We start from the raw sequence: 16,674 nt of genomic DNA on the forward strand, positions 1-16,674 counted from the left end.
ACGCAAAACACCGCCACCGTGCGGTGCGATTCACCGTTACAACGCGTCCCGTGCGGCCTCGGCAAGCACGACGCGCGGCACTATGACGCGAGCGCCGCTGATGCGCTCGATCTCGCGGCCCATTTCCACCGAATACCCGATGCAGTCAAGCACGATGAGCGATGCACCCGTGCGTGCAATCTGCTCGGCCGCAGCGATGCGGGCATCGGCGGGCCCGTACGGCGATGCAGCGTACAGGTCGACAGGACGACCGAGCATCTGGTTCCAGTGCGCGCCGATGTCGCCGACCTGCGCCTGATCGGGAACCATGACGGCAACAAGCTCGCCGTTGGCAGCTTGTGCACGTACGGCTTCGGCGATCGCCATGCTCGGATGAATGACGGGAACCTCGCATGCAAGCGATGAGGGGGCCGTTGCCGTGCAAAGCAGGATGACCGCCCGTGCATCCTGCGCGACCGTTCGATCAAGCGCCTGTTGTACGAGGGGCATGACCGCACGTTCCGCTACGACAACGCTCCTTCCGTCACGCAGCCGCGAGGCGAGCATCGGTTCATCGTCTTCGGGAGCAAGTGATGCGATGCCTTCCGCATCGAGCTCGTCAAGTGCCCCGGCCTCGATCAGCTCGACACCTTCCCCTAAAAGCAGAACGATGTCGAACGTGACGTCGGTGCGCGGGGCCTGCCCGATGGTGACGGCCCCGATCGCTCTTCGCATGATCGCATCCATAACGCTTTATGCTATCTCGTTTTCGGCGGGCAGGGCGCCCATCGTTTGCAAGTGCGCCATCGATCCGTAGCGCTTGCCGAACAGCTCGAACTCCGCTTCGTCGTAAAACGCGCAGGTTCCTTCGCCGAACGCCTTGGCCGCTTCGATCATGAACGTGCCCGCTTCGTCGAGGTCGGTGAGATGGGTCGCTCCCGTCGCGCAGCCGGGTACGGCGGTTTCGGTGGTGATGGCTACGCCAACCACGGGCGCGGAGGTTGCGGTGCACGGCTGCAGGATGGAGTTCAGGTGGTAGAGGCCGTTTCCGTACGGCGTGATATCGGCCAGGGAAAGCGCGAACACGTTCGGCTTCTTGCCGGTGGCGATCTCCACAAGATCGAGCAGATCCTCGCTCACGCGCAAGATCACACCTTCCTTCACCGTGGGGGAAAGGGCGAATCCGCGCGTGTTGGCGATGCGGTTTCCCTTCGTGGTGTCCACGACGAGTATCGCGTCGAGTTCGTCGGTCACCTCTTCCTTATTCACGGCTGCCGTCGCCACGGGCGAACCCATGAACGGAACGGGCTTGTGCGGCATAGTGGGTGCGTGGGGGCATACGTGCGTTGAGATGAACACGTCGCCTGCAAGCACATCGCCGCGGGCGTGCATGCTCATGAGCTTCGAGGCGCAGGCGAGCGCTACGAGTGCGCCATCGCCGTCCGATACGAACCCGATGCGCTCAGGTCGGGCACCGAGTCCGCCGAGCCTGCCGAGCAGGCCTATCGTGGGAGCATCGCCCCCTGCCGCCTTTCCTCGCGAGCCGGGGATGCGGATGCGCACCATGTCGGTCGAACCCTTGGCGCTTGTCAGTGCATACGTTTCGATGCTGCATGACGAATCGAGCGGTGCAAGGAATTCTTTCACCGCATCACCGCTTGCATCGGGCGAGTCGAGCAGTTCGTACAGATCGAGCAGGTGTTTGAGCAACATCGCTTCTCCTCGTGTCCCTATCGGTTCATCAACTGAAAGATACTTGATTTTACCTCGTAATTCACCGATCTTCGTTTGCTCTTGCCGCAACCTTCTATACAATTTCATGGTACATACATCGTTGCGTGCGTGCGGGCGCATCCGCGATAGACGGCGAACCGTGCGGGCGCATTCATGTCCAGCGGCAAGTCGAGCGCTGCAAGCCATGCGGTTCGCACGCACGCAACGTAACGGCTTCCTGCCGGACATGCACCGGAAGAAAGCTGCGGAACCTCGAAACCCATCCGCGCAGGCGGATACCTCATGAAAGGTGAGATAGCAATGAGAAGGATGATCGGTGTCAAAGAGATCGAGGACATGGCGCTCGGCGCAACCGTCCTCGGCGCGGGCGGTGGCGGAGACCCCTACGTCGGCAAATTGATGGCCATCGAGGCCATCAGGCGCTACGGCGAAGTGGAGCTCATCACTCCCGACGAGGTTCCCGACGACGCGCTGGTGGCCGTGTCGCAGATGATGGGCGCACCCACCATCATGGTGGAGAAAATCTGCAGCGGAGCCGAACCCATGGCCACCTACGACGAGCTCGTGAAGGAACTGGGCCAGGAGCCCTACGCCATCTACGCGGTCGAAGCGGGAGGCGTGAACTCCACGATCCCGTTCATCCTTGCTGCCACGCGCGGTATCCCCGTGGTTGATTGCGACCTTATGGGACGTGCGTTTCCCGAGCTGCAGATGGTTACGCTCAGCATCAACGGGGTCAAGGGCCTGCCTGCGGTGCTCGCCGACGAAAAGGGCAACACGGTCACGGTGCGCGGGATCGACGACAGGTGGCTCGAGCGCATTGCTCGCCAGGCAACCTCGGTAATGGGCGGCTATACCATCTTGGCCTCGTACCCCTGTACGGGTAAGCAACTCAAAGATTTCTGCATTCCCAACACGCCGACGCTCTGCGAAGAGATCGGCAGGACGCTGCGCGAGGCTCGCGAACAGCATGCCGACCCCATCGATGCAGTGCTCGACGTGACGAAGGGATTCCGCCTGTTTCGCGGCAAGGTAGTCGATGTCGAGCGTAAGACCGACGGCATGTTCGTGCGCGGCCAAGCTGTGGTGGACGGCCTTGATGAGGACAAGGGCAGCCGGATGGTGATCGAGTTCCAGAACGAGAACCTTATCGCACTGCGCGACGGCGAGCCCGTGACCACCTCCCCCGATCTCATCATGTCGCTCGATATGGAATCGGGCACGCCCGTGACTACCGAGGGCCTCAAGTACGGAGCCCGCGTGGTCGTGGTGGGCATGCCGTGCGCGCCGCAGTGGCGCACGCCCGAAGGCTTGGCCGTGGTAGGGCCGCGCGCCTTCGGCTACGATGTCGACTACATTCCCGTGGAAGAACGTATGGCGGCGAAAGGGGGCCAGGCATGATGGCTCAGACGACACGCACCTGGCGCCTCGGCATCGACGTCGGCGGCACCAACACCGACGCGGTCATCATCGACGGCGATCTCAATCTCGTCGCGGCCACGAAGAGCCCGACGACCGAAGACGTGATGGGCGGCATCAAGGCCGCCATGCACGAAGTGGTAACCCAGATCGGACCCGAGGACGCGGCCAACATCGGGTTCGCCATGCTCGGCACCACGCACTGCACCAACGCCATCGTCGAGCGCAAGCGCCTCAACAAGGTGGTCGCGTTGCGCATCGGCGCTCCGGCCACCACGGCCATCAGCTGCATGGCGGATTGGCCCGAGGAGCTCAAAAGCGCCATGGGCGTGCGTGATTTCATTGTGCACGGCGGCAACGAATTCGACGGTCGCGAGATCAGTGAACTCGGCGAAGACGAGATCCGCGAGGTCGCCCGCACCGTCCGCGAGGAGGGTTTCGAGTCGATCGCGGTGACGAGCGTGTTTTCGCCGGTATCCGATGCCCATGAGAAGCGTGCGGGAGCTATCCTGCGCGAGGAGCTCGGCGACGAGTTCCCCATCACGCTCTCGTCCGAAATCGGGTCGCTCGGATTTCTCGAGCGCGAGAACGCCTCTATCCTGAATGCCGCGCTCCACGATGTGGCGCAGACCACGGCTTTGAGCTTCGAAGCCGCGCTTGCGGCCGAAGGCCTTCATGATGTAGCGGTGTACCTCGGCCAGAACGACGGTACGCTCATGTCGGTCGATTATGCGAAGCGCTATCCCATCTTCACCATCGCCTGCGGCCCCACGAACTCCATCCGCGGCGCGTCGTTTCTCACAAAAGAGAAAGACGCCGTGGTTGTCGATATCGGCGGCACCACGACCGACGTGGGCGTTCTCGCCCACGGCTTCCCCCGCGAGAGCATGGTGGCGGTCGAAATCGGCGATGTGCGCACGAACTTCCGCATGCCCGACCTCGTTTCGGTGGGCCTCGGCGGCGGCTCGATCGTGCGCAAGCACGAAGACGGCCGTGTGACGGTGGGCCCCGACAGCGTAGGCTACAAGGTCACCGAAGAGGCGCTGTGCTTCGGCGGCTCCACGCTCACCGCAACCGACATCGTGGTGGCGAAGGGCCTCGTCGGGGGAGTGGGGGATCCTGCGCTTGTCGCTGGCTTGGACGCCGAACTCGTCGATGCGGCGAACAGGGAGATCACCCGCATCATCGAAGATGCGGTCGATGCCATGAAGACTTCGGCGGGCGACGTGACGGTAATCCTCGTGGGCGGCGGCTCCATTCTCGCGCCGAGCACGCTCGAGGGTGCCGATCCGGTGCTCAAGCCTGAGAACTTCGGCGTGGCAAACGCCATCGGTTCGGCCATCGCACAGGTGTCGGGCCAGATCGCCAAAGTGTTCTCGCTTTCCGAGACGCCGCGTGATCAGGCCATCGCCCAGTCGAAGGAGCGCGCGTGCGCCGAGGCCATCGAGGCGGGCGCCGATCCCGATACCGTCGAGGTCATCGATGTCGAGGATATTCCGATGGCGTATTTGGGCGATGCGCTCTGCATCCGCGTAAAAGCCGTTGGTGATTTGAAACTGTAGCGCCCCGGGGCTTGCCGGCTGCCGAAACGTGCCGACGCCGCACACTCGCCGACGTCGGCGAGTGTGCGAGACCAAGAACAACCGATACGGTGAGGAGTACCGATGGAAACGACCAACCGCACGCCGAAGATCGCGCTCGTCCAGTTCGAGGGAGCGGTCTGCGAAGTTGAGGCCAACACCGCCCATGCCTGCGAACTCATCGCAGAAGCGGCTGCGGGCGGGGCCGATCTTGTGGTGCTGCCCGAGCTGTTCTCGACGGGCTACAACCTCGATATCGTGGGTCCGCGCATCCTCGACTTGGCCGAGCCCGTCGATGGCCCCACCGTTGCGGCTTTGCGGAAGGCGGCGCGCGAGAACAACGTGTACGTGATCGCGGGGCTCGCTCTTGTCAAAGAGCAGCTTCCGGCGGTGGCGTTCAACAGCTCGGTGTTCATCGACCGCGCGGGCGAGCTCATGGGCACGTTCGACAAGGCGCATCTGTGGGCGCTCGAGCGCTTTTACTTCCGTTCGGGTAACTCGTTTCCCGTATTCGATACCGAGTTCGGCAAAGTGGGCATCATGATCTGCTACGACATGGGCTTTCCCGAGGTTGCCCGCATGCTCGCGCTCAAGGGAGCCGAGATTCTCGTGTGTCCTTCGGCTTGGTGCGAGGAAGACCACGACGTGTGGAACTACAACACGCAGTGCCGTGCGCTCGAGAACACCGTGTTTTTGGCCGCGGTCAACCGGCATGGGCGCGAAGACGATCTGTACATGGGCGGCCACACGCGCATCTGCAATCCGCGCGGTGCCGTGATCGCCGAGTTGTCCGAGGAAGCCGAGGGCATCCTGTACGCCGATCTCGAGCTCGATCAGATCAAGACGTTCCGCACCGCAAGCCCCTATCTGCGCGATCGCCGCCCCGAGCTGTACGACGAGGTGAAGCTCTGGCCGTAATTCAAGTAGTGTGCCGCTCGAACCGCGCTTATTCCATCGGGAGGCACGCTTGATTCGTTGGGAAGCGCTCGGCCCACCAGGAAGTGCTCGGCCCATCAAATAGCGCGCTCGATCCACCAAAAGGCGCGCCCGACCCACTAAAGCGCGCGCTTGTTCCATCGGAAAACGTACCCAGTCCATCCCATAGCGCACTCGATCCATCCGATGAGATCGAGTGCGCTTTTTATTATGCATGCAGCGCGGCAGTGCACCCAACCGTGCTTGCGGCCCGAATGGGCGCAGCTCGTGTTCCCAAGTTCTCGGATTCTGGCACAAAATTGGAGGTTTGACAATTATATAATACCATAAGTAATGAATTTTGAATCACCGAAGTGCAAAATGCCTGATGAAAAAATTTGAACTACCTGATTATTAAATGTATGATATTCTATAATTGTCAAACCTCCAATTTTGTGCCAAATTTTCGCAAACCCGGAACACAGCAATCATAACGCTGGTCCATTTGGGCAGACCGACGCCCTTCACCCTTGGTCCTGCGCGTTCCCACTTCGGACCAAGAGCATGACGGTCGGGCATCAGCCGTCACGCCTGCGCACGGGGCGAAGACGCGTGCATACTCGCCGATACCCCGAAAACCACCTTCGCACCGAAGCCGACAAGCATGGCTTGTCATGCGAAGTGTTCGGCGGCTGGCAACGCAAGAGATCGTGGCACGAAAAGACTCCGAATCCCATGCGCATCACGCACGGCTTACTTGAAGAACAGGTCGATCAGCTCCTGTTTCGAGTGCACGCCTAACTTGGCGTATATGCTCTTCATGTGGCAGCGCACGGTATGCGGAGAAAGGTACAGCTCTTGTCCGATGTAGGCAGCCGTTCTCCCGCGTGCGATATGCTTGAGAATATCCGTCTCGCGCTCGGTCAGGTGGTTTTTCTGGGCGAGCATCGAAGCGGTGCGGTTGAACGCCACTTCTCCCGACTCCTTTGAGGCCCTCCCGTTGCGCCCTCGAAGCATGAGCAGCAGCACCATGGAAAGCAGATACAGCCCGATCGCAACGACAAGCATGGTCTTGAACGACGACGGCTCATTCAGAGAAGATACCGAAGCTCCGACCACAATGCCCATAGCAGAGAAAAGCCTGATGAACACCATCGCAATTGCCATAAATGCATACGGATCGAGGTGTCGCTTATGCGTCTCGCTGATAATTAGGTACATGACGCTTATCGAGATGAGGTTGTATCCGGCAAGAAAAGCCACGCTGAAAAAGTAGCTGTACTTGAAATCGAGAAACGGCCACGCGATAAGGAGCGCCGTGAGTATGGGAAACAGGATGCGGTAGGCCTTCGTCGTATTGTAGGCCTTCGGAAACGTGAAGGCGAGCAGGAAAAACGCTATCGTTCCGACAATCGATCCGATGAGGGAGGCGCCAGGCGAACCTTCGTAGCTGAAATTTTCGGCCACCATGAATCCATTGATGATACCCACCGTGCAACCGAGCACAAGCAGGGAAGCGAGACCTTCTCCGATCGCCGCAAGGCAACGCAGATGCGTGCGGAACGAGGGGCGCTGGACCGTGGCAGGCTTTGCCGAACGTCCGTCCTGCTCCGCATGCGCGCGATCGCCCCCGTCGGTACGCGCACTTCCCCTTACGACCGCATGATGGAGCCAAACGGAACATGCGAGCAGCATAAGGAGTACCACCAGCACGAGCGTTCGATCCTGATCCTGCAGAAAGAGGGATGCGCCCGAGGCGAGCAACATCGCGAATGCAAGCGATTTCATGCTCCCGCCGGGTTCCATGCGCGAAAAGGCGGCAACCCACGCAAGCGTTATTGCAACGTTTGCCGCACCATAGGCACCGGATACGATCGCGAGCCGGGCCAGCGGATCGAGGGGATCGAGAAGGCCTAAGAACGATGCGATCATCGCGGTGGCCAATGCAAGGGCGGGCAATGCAACGGGCATGCGGAAAGCGCGCAGCCACCCGGAGAACACGAGCACCACAACGAGCAGGTCAGCTGCGATGACAACGCAGGCGGAGAGCATGCTGAAACTTATGCCCGAGACGACGATGAACGAGACGTCGACGTTGAAGACCGCCGTCGAATACACATACGTCTGCACGATCTTGAACGCCGCAAACCCGAGCGCGATCAAAAGTCCTCCGCGCGCATTCATCGTGCGACCCAGGATCCCCATGTTCGACACCTGCCCACCTCCTGTACCCATTAACCTTCAGCGGCCATGATCTGTCAACCGAATGCGGCGGCAAAACCTTGTCGTTTCGTCGATTACCACAAAATGGGGGAGGCGAAAAACCCACTCTGCGAGATGCGCCGAACACGTCCAGCAGGTAGCGTTTCAGATATCGGCGGCACAAGTGGGCCAGTGTCCGTCGAGAAGGCCGAAACAAGGCAGTCGGGGAGACGGCTTTGGCGGCGATGTATTATTCGGGCCCGATCGACATGGGAGGACACATGGGAAAAGAACTGACACGACGCAACTTCATTGGCGCGGCGGCACTGGGGGCGGCGGCCATGGCGGCGGGGGGACTTGCAGCCTGCTCGCCAGGGGAGAGTTCGGGCGATTCGAGCAGTGCAGGCCAATCGCCCGATAGCGGCACCTGGGACATGTCCACCGATCTGCTTATCTGCGGCAGCGGCGGTGCCGGCATGGCCTGCGCCATCGAAGCGAAAGATAACGGAGTCGAAAACGTGCTGATCATCGAGAAGCGGTCTAATGTCGGCGGCACGACGACAACCTCGCAGGGCATGATCGCCGGGTTCGACACGCAGATACAGAAGAAGCAGGACATCAAGCTCACCTACGACGAGATGTATGCGAACCTCATGAACAACGCGACGTACCATCTCGATCCCGCGCTCACCAAGATTACGGTCGAGCGCTGCGGCGAAATCATAGACTGGCTGATCGACCGCGTGCAGGTTCCCTTCACCGAGGATGTCGCCGTGTACTACGGGCCTTTGCAGATGATGCATATCGTCGAAGAAGGCGGTGCGGGATTTGCGCAGGCATTCGGCGCCAGGCTTGACGAGCTGGGCGTAGAAACCGAGAAGGAAACCAAGCTCGTCGAAATCCTGCTCGATACCGAAGGCCGCGTCGCCGGTGCGGTAGCCGAAGGAAAAAAGGGAACAGTGCGCATCCAGGCGAAGGCGATCATGATCGCTACCGGCGGCTATGCGTACAATCCCGAATTGGCAGCCCGTCTCGACCCCGAAAAGGCGGGCACGTTCGGCATCGGGTATCTCGGCTCCGAGGGCGACGGCCTCATCGCCGCGTCGAACGCGGGGGCGGCCACCTCGCACACCAACGACATGATGTGCGTCCTCAAAGACTATGTCATCATGAGCGAGCATGAGGGCACCTCGGCTTCGGCGAACGTGAACGGGTTCACGCTTTTGCCCAACGTGATCTTCGTCGGTGCCGAAGGCAAGCGTTTCACGAACGAAGGCGACGGCGGTTTTATGAGCCAGAACTTCAATGGGCCGGTGTTCGATCAGATGCATCGCGACAACAAGGGATTCGTGTGGCAGGTATCCGACGAGGCGGCGATCACGGCAACCGACGGAAAGACCAAGCGCGGCGAAGGGCTCGAGTACATCAAGGGGGCCGATGCGGCTGAGCTTGCTGCGAACATGGGCGTTGATGCCGAAAATCTTGCGGCGACGATCGATGCCTACAATGCCGCGGTCGACGCTGGGTTCGATGCGGAATTCGGAAGGCTTCCTACCGTTAAGCTGGTACCGCCCTTCGTGGCTCTGCCGGTGGTGCCCTGTGAGATCATCACGTACGGCGGCATCGCCCGCAATGAAAACGGCGAGGTTATCTGCGCTGACGGTACGCCGATTCCTGGACTGTACGTCGGTGGCGAGGCAAGCTGCAACTCCGCCTACATGGGCTTCACTCTTTCCAACTGCTTCACGTGGGGTCGCATCGGCGGCAAGAGCGCTTCCGACTACATTGCTTCATAACCTGACAATGTGGAAGTCCCACAGGTGCTCGGCGACAGCGAAGAGCGGAGTGTGAAAAAGATGCGAAAGGGGTCCGGATAACCGGGCCCCGTTCGCTTGTTGGTTCGGTGCCCTTGCGTGCGAAGGCGCATCGGGCCGATTCGGTTGCCTATCTGCATCGGCCGAACCTGCCGCGCTGGTTTGCATCTGATGCAGCCGTTCGCCTTAACAACCCATGCCCCTTTACCAGGTGTTTTAATCTAACTCCTTACCAAAAACTTGCGGGGGGGGGCGTCTCTGCTATTGTTCGCATGACAAGAAAACCGACATCGGGCGAGGCGCTTGCAGGTGCTCGGGAGCACGTGGATAGTCGAACGGATAGGCGAAAGGGGCGCGGGGATGGGATTGATCGACGATCTTGCTGAAAAAGCCCGGTGCGGCTATCTGTCCGAGCTTAAACTGCATCCCGAACGATATCCCTTGTTTGCCGCTGTCGAATCGACTCCTGTTGACAGCTATTCCCAGCAAGAGTGGCACGAAGCGGCAGCATACCTGGTTCCCGAGAGCAATCCCCCGTGCGACTCGGAAGCATGCAAACGCCTGCTTCTCGTGCATGCTCAGCGAAACCCTTCCATGCTTTGAGCAACTTGACAGCCTGCCCGCCGTCCGCGTCTTACGCAGCCGCAAAGCAAGTCGGGTGGCGCTGCATCGTCTTGTGCAGCACGCCTGGCTCGTGCCGCCTGCCTTCGTGCTCGCACACGGATCACAGCGTCGGTAGCTCGATCGAACAAGGACCGCAGCGTCGGTAGCCCGGTCCATAGAAAAAGGCGCAGGGTGGTTCCCGCGCCTTTTCGTTCAAGTGCGAAGCAGCGAGTGGGTCCTACAGAACCTGATCGGTCTCCTTGAATTCCACTACGTCGACCTTCTTCACGCTGCCGTAGATCTTCATGATGACCCAGTACAGCACGCCCGCGAGAACGAGCGAGTTCAAACCGGGGATGCCGATGTTCATCATGCTCGTGATCTGACCGACGGCGAAACCGGCAACCCAGCAGATGATCGCGACGGGATTCCAGTTCTCCACTTTCGAAGGCAGCTCGCCCTTGGCGCGCGATTCGTCGAGCTTCTTGCGGCTGCGGCGCAGTACGTAGTAGTCGATCACCATGATGCCGGCGACGGGCGGGATGGCCACGCCGAGCAGGGTGAGGAAGTTCGTGAAGTAGTTGATAATGCCGATGACCGAGAGGATCGTGCCCACGATGCCGAGTGCCCATACAAGCGCATTGCGGCTGACTTTTTTGTTGAACAGCGCGTTGAGCATAGTGGCGAGGCCGAGGCTCGAAGAGTACAGGTTGATGTCGTTGAGCTTGACCGTGGAGGCGACCACGATGATGACGCCGACGATGCCCGAGGTGGCCATCATGAGGTCGACAACGTTCTCGGTGCCCGTGGCATGAGCGAGCATGACGGCGAGCAGGTTCATGCCGAGCTCACCGACGAACGTGCCGATGAGCGTCATCCAGAACACCTGCGTGCCGCCCTTGAGGAAGCGCGCGTAGTCGGGCGTGCAGATGGCACCCGCGATGAAGCCGCCCGCGACCATGGTTGTTGCGGCTCCAAGCGAAAGCGCCGCTCCCGGAGGTGCCATGGTTACCAGCTCGGTGAGCGTGTGGTCTTGCAAGATGACCCACGTGGCGAAGATGACGACGGCGATGAACAGCGGCACGAAGATCGTCGCGAAGTTCGCGATGGCCTTGATGCCGAATACGACGAGCAGCGTGATGCCGATGCCCGTGACGATCGCCCAGACGGGATACTCGAGATCACCCAAGAAATCGGTGAAGCCGATGATGTCTGACATGCCTTGGCCGAACACCGCGTTCTGCACGCCGAACCAGCCTACCATCGAGATGGCCACGACGCCGCCGAACAGCGCCGAGCCGCCTTTGCCGAACCCGGTCCACCGCGAGAGCAAACTCGTCGAGAGCCCCTCGTGGGCGGCGGCGGTACCGAGCGCCCAGCTGACTACCTGCAACAGCACCGAGCCGAGCATAGTTGCCAAAAACGCATCCCAAAACGTCATGCCGAAGCCGAGTGCGGCGCCTAACATGAGCTGAGAGACGCAGCAGATCGCGCCGATCCTGATGAAGAGAATCTTCCAAAATGGCTGTTTCGCTTCATCAGGTACGCGCGATAACGAATAATCGTTATCCATTTGTATTACCTTTCATCCGTACACCTTGCGATTCGCATCGCCCCGCAAAAAGCGCACCGATGCAAGTTAGCAGGGAATTATACCTTGATACGCGTTCGGAAAGCGTACGAAATGAAAAGTTAACCATTCGAAGCGACGAGAGGAAACGGGAAGCGATAGAGCGACCCTGGCAGCAGCGCCATCGCATGCGTGGCGGCAGTTGCGGCGGGCCGGCTTACGAAAGCCTGCTTCCAAGCTCTTTGGCAGCCGCTGCCTTGTCGAAGTTGCCGCCGGTTGCCTGGGTGAGCGCGCCCATCACGCGGCCCATGTCCTTTTTCGTCGAAGCACCCGTTTCCTCGAGCACCCGGTCGATCAGCGCGATAAGCGCTTCGCCCGAAACCTGCTCGGGAAGGTAGCCTTCGAGGATGTCCACCTGCTCGGTGAGCGTGTCGGTACGCTCCTGATCGTTGCCGGCTTTGATGGAGCCGTCGAGCGTTTCCTTCGTCTGCTTGATGAGGCGCTTGAGCATGTCGTCGACGTCTTTGTCGGCAATGTCGCGGCGTTCGTTCACCTCGATGTTCTTCAGTTCGCCGTGCAGTTGGCGCAGGATGGAGAGGCGAACCTTGTCCTTGGCTCGCATCGCGGTTTTGATCTCGTCTTGTAATTCGGTGTAGTTCATGATGCCCTCTTTCGCATTCGCCGCTTGTTTTCCAAGTAGTATATCGCACGAAAAACAGGTTTTACTATCATGCGCGTTTACGGGTTGCCGACGGAAAGCTCGCCTGGGTTGCATCATGAAGGACTGGTTGGCGAACCGTACTGGGATGCCCGATGATTTGGCTTTGATCAGGAAGATTCAACGAATTTGTCGCCGACAAGGCTTACTTTGTTGTTCTGATTTTCCTCAAGGAGCTTCTTGACGTACGCTCCTGTTTTATCAGGTGCCCCGGAGATGTTGCCGTTAACGGGATTGGAAACGCGGTACCACTGTCCGACGCTCGCCTCGCCGAGCAGGCCGTTGGTGTCGCAGATATAGTACGCCGACCAATCGGATTGGCTCGGGTTCTTGTTCGTTCCAGCGTAGAGAAACGTGGTGTCGGCGCTGTTGCCGTAGCTCTTGAATTCGATGTAGAGCGTGTCCTTTTGCCCGTTTTTCCCGATACCCTCAACCGCAGGCCATTCTGTAAGTCCGTTCTGCTTGATGTACTGCTCCCTGATTTGCTGGTCGCTTGTAATCTTGTTTCCGTCCGGATCGGTGAAGGTATACCAGCTGCCGTTATAGGCATTCTTTACCCAGGCAAGCGCGCTTTCGCCGATGCTCAGCCCGTGTTTGCTGCACGCAACCACGATATGCCCTTCGCCGTCATCGCGTTCGATGGTGAACGCGCCGCCCGACGGGCAGGTGACGTCTTTGTTCTCTGCCTTCATCTCTGCGATGCACGTGTTGAACGCGCTGGTAGAATCCTTATCAGTGCCGAGCGTGTACGTAGTGTAAAACGTGGACTTTATCGAGCGGCGGTTCGCATCGCATACCGCTTCCTCGCTGCCTCCGAGCGCGCCGGAAAAGACGGGAACGGCGATGGCGATGAGTACGAGCAGGATCGCAACCACAATGAGCAGCTCAGCCAGCGTAAAGCCAGCGTTGCGCCTTTGGTTGGATTGCTCGCCCATCAAGTCCTCGTTTTAGATTCGTGCAGTTCATCATGCATTTTTGCGTATGCATGAAATAGTACTAAACTCATCATGTATAAGCAACATGAAGAACTTATCCTTTCATAAAAGCGTAGACAGCGCTGCCGAGCAAAGTCATCCAACCATTCTGCATTAAGAATCGAGCGAACATGCCCTTTCCCAAAGCCCCGCATTGTCGGCACTGCCTTGCGAGGCGGCCCTTGCCTCGCTTCACGGTAGATCGCCCGGCGCACCGGCGTTTTGGGGACTTCCTCAAGTGCGTTTGGCTGAGTTCGGTCGCACGGGGCGCGCTGCAACCCCTGCTTTACTGGCTATCGGGTGCGAGGTTTTGTCGGAAGGGCGTTTTCGAGCAACGCATTATCGATTAATCCGTTCCCGTTGCGATCGTCGAGCGAGCGGAGTTGGGACGGCGCCCTTCATCGGCTGCTTTGTCTGCAACTCGGTGGCCGTTTGTTCTCGCCGGGTCCGTATGGTGCGTAGCGCGGCCACGCGTTGCGTTACATATTTGTAAGAACATCTAAGGAATCGTAGGTTCTTTGGTATCATAGACGGGTCATTTGCCGTTCCACGTGAGAAAGAAACCCATGAGAGACCTTCCCAAGGATCAACTGAATCCGAAAATCAAAAACGTTTGGCGTATCAACGACGCAATTTGGCTCACGGTCGTCTTCCTGTGCTGCTTCGTTCCGTTCCTTATCGCCTTCTTCGTCGAATCCGCTTCGTGGATCCTCATCGTCCTCATCGTCATCGCGGCGCTGTACGCGGTCGGTCTCATCGTATGGCTTGCCGTGCTTCCGCCGATCAGGTTCGTGCGGTGGCGCTACGAGCTTTCGGAAGACTACCTCGATATCGCGCGCGGCATCGTATGGCGCAAGCGCTTCATCATTCCGTTCATTCGCGTGCAGAACACCGATACGCGCCAGGGACCCATTCTGCGCGCATTCGGTCTGTCGAGCGTGACCGTCTCCACGGCGGCGGGCGAACACGAAATCCCCGGCCTTGAGACTCACGTTGCCGAACAGCTGCGCGACCGCGCGGCCGAGCTCGCCCGCATCGCGCAAGAGGACGTGTAGGCCATGAGCGAAGAGCAACGTCCCCAAGCATCCGGCATGCCGCCGGTGCCTCCCGGAGCGGCTCCGCAGCAGGCGCAGCCCGGCCAGCAATCGCAGCAGCCCGCGCCCGGTTCGTATCCCGATCAGGCTTTCTACGGGCAATCGGTGCCAAACCAGCAAGGCTTCCAAGGACAGCCGCCCTCGGGCGCGCAGCCTGGCCAGCAGCCTATGCCTTACCCCTATCCGGGCCAGCCCCAGCCTGTGCCCGGCGGATACCCCGATCAGAACGCGTGGCAGCAGCCCATGCAACAACCTATGCAGCAGCCCATGCCGGATCCCTCGCAGCCGATCAGGCATAAGGTACATCACAGCTATATCTGGCTCGGCAGCCTGCAGGTGGCGGGCATGCTCGTTCTTGTCGCGCTGTTCTCCGGGTTCTCCTCGATCGTCGGGGCGTTTGCGGAAGGCGAGACGATCGGGCGCGGCGACGGTCCCCTACTGCTTATCATCGGCATCGTCATCGTGGTGGGCATCATCGTCCTCGTCGGCATCACGGCGCTCTTCCAGACGCTCTCGTACAAGCACCTCTACTACGAGCTCGGTCCCGACGAATTCAACCTGTACTCGGGTATCTTTAATAAGAAGCGCGTGCACGTACCGTATCAGCGCATCCAATCGGTGAACCAGAAGGCGACGATCGTGCAGCGTCTGGCAGGCGTGTGCACCGTCAATATCGATACTGCGGGAGGATCGGCGAACAAAGCCATTACGATTCCGTATTTGCAGAACTCCGAAGCGGAGCGCCTGCGCACCGAGCTGTTCGCGCGCAAACAGGCGATCCTCTCGGGTGCGTCGGGAGCCGCAGCGGCGGCCCAGGCGCAGGTCGTGGCGGCAGCGGGACAGCCCGGAGCCGTCTATCCCGCAGGCCATCCTCAGGCGGGCAACGTACTCGACATGCCAGCCGAAATCTTCACCGATGTGCGCGGTGTATTCGGCGGAGCGGCTGTCGAGACGGGCCGCGTGAGCTACGAATACGGCATGAGCAACAAGGAGCTCATCTTCACGGGGCTTTCCAACAACACCGGCTTCATCCTCATCGTGCTCGCCGCCATCGGCTCGGTAGCAGGCCTTGCCGAGCAGATTCTCTCAACCGCCATCGGGCGCATGATCGTCGACGGCGGCGTGAATTTCGTCATGCGATCGTTCGCGGGCAATACCATCTGGGCCATCACCGGCATCGTCGTCGCGGTGTTCGTGGTCGTGTGGTTCTTCTCGATCATCGGAACGTGCATCTCATACGGCGGTTTCAAGGCGCGCAGACGCGATAGCCGCATCGAGGTCGAACGCGGCCTTCTGCAGCACCAGTTCCACGGCGTCGACATCGACCGCGTGCAGTCGGTCATCATCAAGCAGAGCTTCATCAGGCGCCTGCTCGGCTACTGCGAGCTTTCGCTCGGCAAGATCGATGCCATGTCCGAAAGCGAGCAGGACCAGCAGAAAAACCTCAACCCGCAAGGGCTTGTGATCCATCCGTTCGTCAAGATGAACCGTGCCCCCGAGATTCTTGCCGGACTCGTGCCCGAGTTCGCCGACGTGCCTACCGAAAACAGGCCGGTGGCGAAGGTCGCGCTCCGACGCGCCATCATCCGCCGCGGCATCCTGCAGGGCAACGGGTTTTGGCTCGCCATCGTCGTGGCCATCACGCAGTTCTTCGCGAACCTGTTTGTCGCGCCTACTAATGCCGATGCCGTCAACATCTTGTTCTTCGTGAACACAGGCGCCATCGTGCTCTACGTTCTGTGCGTGCTCTTGCTCGTACTCGACATAGTGGGAGCCGTGCTGTGGTACCGCGGATCGGGATTCGCCTATAACCAGCGTTTCATGCAGATATCCAACGGCGGCTTCTCACGCGAGAGCGTCAGCTTCCCCCGCAAGAAGATCCAGTACGGTTTCACGAAGACCAACCCGTTTCAGCGCAATGCCCGCGTGGCAACGATCAATGCACGCACGGCGGCCGGTATCGGGGGCACAACGTTACGGTTGCTTGACGTAACCGAACAGGATGCAAACACCTGGCTTGATTGGGTGAAACCCGGCGGAAGTATGGTACAGTAATCGCATCATGGATACGC

General features: G+C 59.9%; 13 protein-coding genes. 7 read left to right on the plus strand and 6 right to left on the minus strand.

What is annotated here, in order from left to right; genetic code table 11:
* Nucleotides 1-36: 36 nt before the first annotated feature.
* Together FJE54_RS04450 and FJE54_RS04455 are read right to left on the minus strand one after the other, a co-directional pair.
* On the minus strand, nucleotides 37-714 hold the full coding sequence (locus FJE54_RS04450; protein WP_180326566.1) for an AroM family protein: 678 nt from the start codon (nucleotides 712-714) through the stop codon (nucleotides 37-39).
* 18 nt (nucleotides 715-732) lie between these two features.
* Nucleotides 733-1,692, minus strand: a complete 960-nt coding sequence (locus FJE54_RS04455; protein ID WP_139651529.1) for a DUF1177 domain-containing protein — start codon at nucleotides 1,690-1,692, stop codon at nucleotides 733-735.
* Between the two features lie 321 nt (nucleotides 1,693-2,013).
* Between FJE54_RS04455 and FJE54_RS04460 the strand changes: the two genes are divergently transcribed.
* From FJE54_RS04460 to FJE54_RS04470, 3 genes are all read left to right on the plus strand, one after another.
* Nucleotides 2,014-3,114 (plus strand): S-methyl thiohydantoin desulfurase family protein, encoded by a 1,101-nt coding sequence (locus FJE54_RS04460; RefSeq protein ID WP_139651530.1) that lies wholly within the window; start codon nucleotides 2,014-2,016, stop codon nucleotides 3,112-3,114.
* Nucleotides 3,111-4,694: a hydantoinase/oxoprolinase N-terminal domain-containing protein gene (locus FJE54_RS04465; RefSeq protein ID WP_255467213.1), complete on the plus strand. Its 1,584-nt coding sequence runs from the start codon at nucleotides 3,111-3,113 to the stop codon at nucleotides 4,692-4,694. The genes FJE54_RS04460 and FJE54_RS04465 overlap by 4 nt, the downstream gene beginning before the upstream one ends.
* A gap of 102 nt (nucleotides 4,695-4,796) precedes the next feature.
* Nucleotides 4,797-5,630, plus strand: coding sequence for a nitrilase-related carbon-nitrogen hydrolase (locus FJE54_RS04470; RefSeq protein WP_139651531.1), 834 nt, complete (start codon nucleotides 4,797-4,799; stop codon nucleotides 5,628-5,630).
* Nucleotides 5,631-6,380: 750 nt separating this feature from the next.
* Here the strand turns inward: FJE54_RS04470 and FJE54_RS04475 are convergent.
* Nucleotides 6,381-7,832, minus strand: a complete 1,452-nt coding sequence (locus tag FJE54_RS04475; protein WP_180326567.1) for a response regulator transcription factor — start codon at nucleotides 7,830-7,832, stop codon at nucleotides 6,381-6,383.
* A 278-nt stretch (nucleotides 7,833-8,110) separates the two neighbouring features.
* Here FJE54_RS04475 and FJE54_RS04480 point away from each other — a divergent pair, with 278 nt between their 5' ends.
* Together FJE54_RS04480 and FJE54_RS04485 are read left to right on the plus strand one after the other, a co-directional pair.
* On the plus strand, nucleotides 8,111-9,625 hold the full coding sequence (locus tag FJE54_RS04480; RefSeq protein ID WP_139651533.1) for an FAD-dependent oxidoreductase: 1,515 nt from the start codon (nucleotides 8,111-8,113) through the stop codon (nucleotides 9,623-9,625).
* A gap of 378 nt (nucleotides 9,626-10,003) precedes the next feature.
* Nucleotides 10,004-10,246: a hypothetical protein gene (locus FJE54_RS04485; RefSeq protein WP_139651534.1), complete on the plus strand. Its 243-nt coding sequence runs from the start codon at nucleotides 10,004-10,006 to the stop codon at nucleotides 10,244-10,246.
* Between the two features lie 238 nt (nucleotides 10,247-10,484).
* Here FJE54_RS04485 and FJE54_RS04490 read toward each other — a convergent pair whose 3' ends face one another.
* The 3 genes from FJE54_RS04490 to FJE54_RS04500 all read right to left on the minus strand — a co-directional run bounded on the left by FJE54_RS04490 (nucleotide 10,485) and on the right by FJE54_RS04500 (nucleotide 13,469).
* The gene (locus FJE54_RS04490) at nucleotides 10,485-11,819 is read right to left on the minus strand and encodes a purine-cytosine permease family protein (RefSeq protein ID WP_139651535.1); all 1,335 of its coding nucleotides are present in this window, start codon (nucleotides 11,817-11,819) and stop codon (nucleotides 10,485-10,487) included.
* 214 nt (nucleotides 11,820-12,033) lie between these two features.
* Nucleotides 12,034-12,477 carry a GatB/YqeY domain-containing protein gene (locus FJE54_RS04495; RefSeq protein WP_139651536.1) on the minus strand — a complete coding sequence of 148 codons (444 nt, stop codon included), beginning with the start codon at nucleotides 12,475-12,477 and terminating at the stop codon, nucleotides 12,034-12,036.
* A 167-nt stretch (nucleotides 12,478-12,644) separates the two neighbouring features.
* Nucleotides 12,645-13,469 (minus strand): type II secretion system protein, encoded by an 825-nt coding sequence (locus FJE54_RS04500; RefSeq protein WP_139651537.1) that lies wholly within the window; start codon nucleotides 13,467-13,469, stop codon nucleotides 12,645-12,647.
* 605 nt (nucleotides 13,470-14,074) lie between these two features.
* Here FJE54_RS04500 and FJE54_RS04505 point away from each other — a divergent pair.
* Together FJE54_RS04505 and FJE54_RS04510 are read left to right on the plus strand one after the other, a co-directional pair.
* Entirely contained in the window at nucleotides 14,075-14,563 is a 489-nt protein-coding gene (locus FJE54_RS04505) for a PH domain-containing protein (RefSeq protein WP_139651538.1), read from the plus strand.
* 3 nt (nucleotides 14,564-14,566) lie between these two features.
* Nucleotides 14,567-16,657 (plus strand): PH domain-containing protein, encoded by a 2,091-nt coding sequence (locus FJE54_RS04510; protein WP_255467214.1) that lies wholly within the window; start codon nucleotides 14,567-14,569, stop codon nucleotides 16,655-16,657.
* The last annotated feature ends 17 nt before the right edge of the window (nucleotides 16,658-16,674 follow it).

This window comes from Raoultibacter phocaeensis, from assembly GCF_901411515.1.
Classification (GTDB): domain Bacteria; phylum Actinomycetota; class Coriobacteriia; order Coriobacteriales; family Eggerthellaceae; genus Raoultibacter; species Raoultibacter phocaeensis.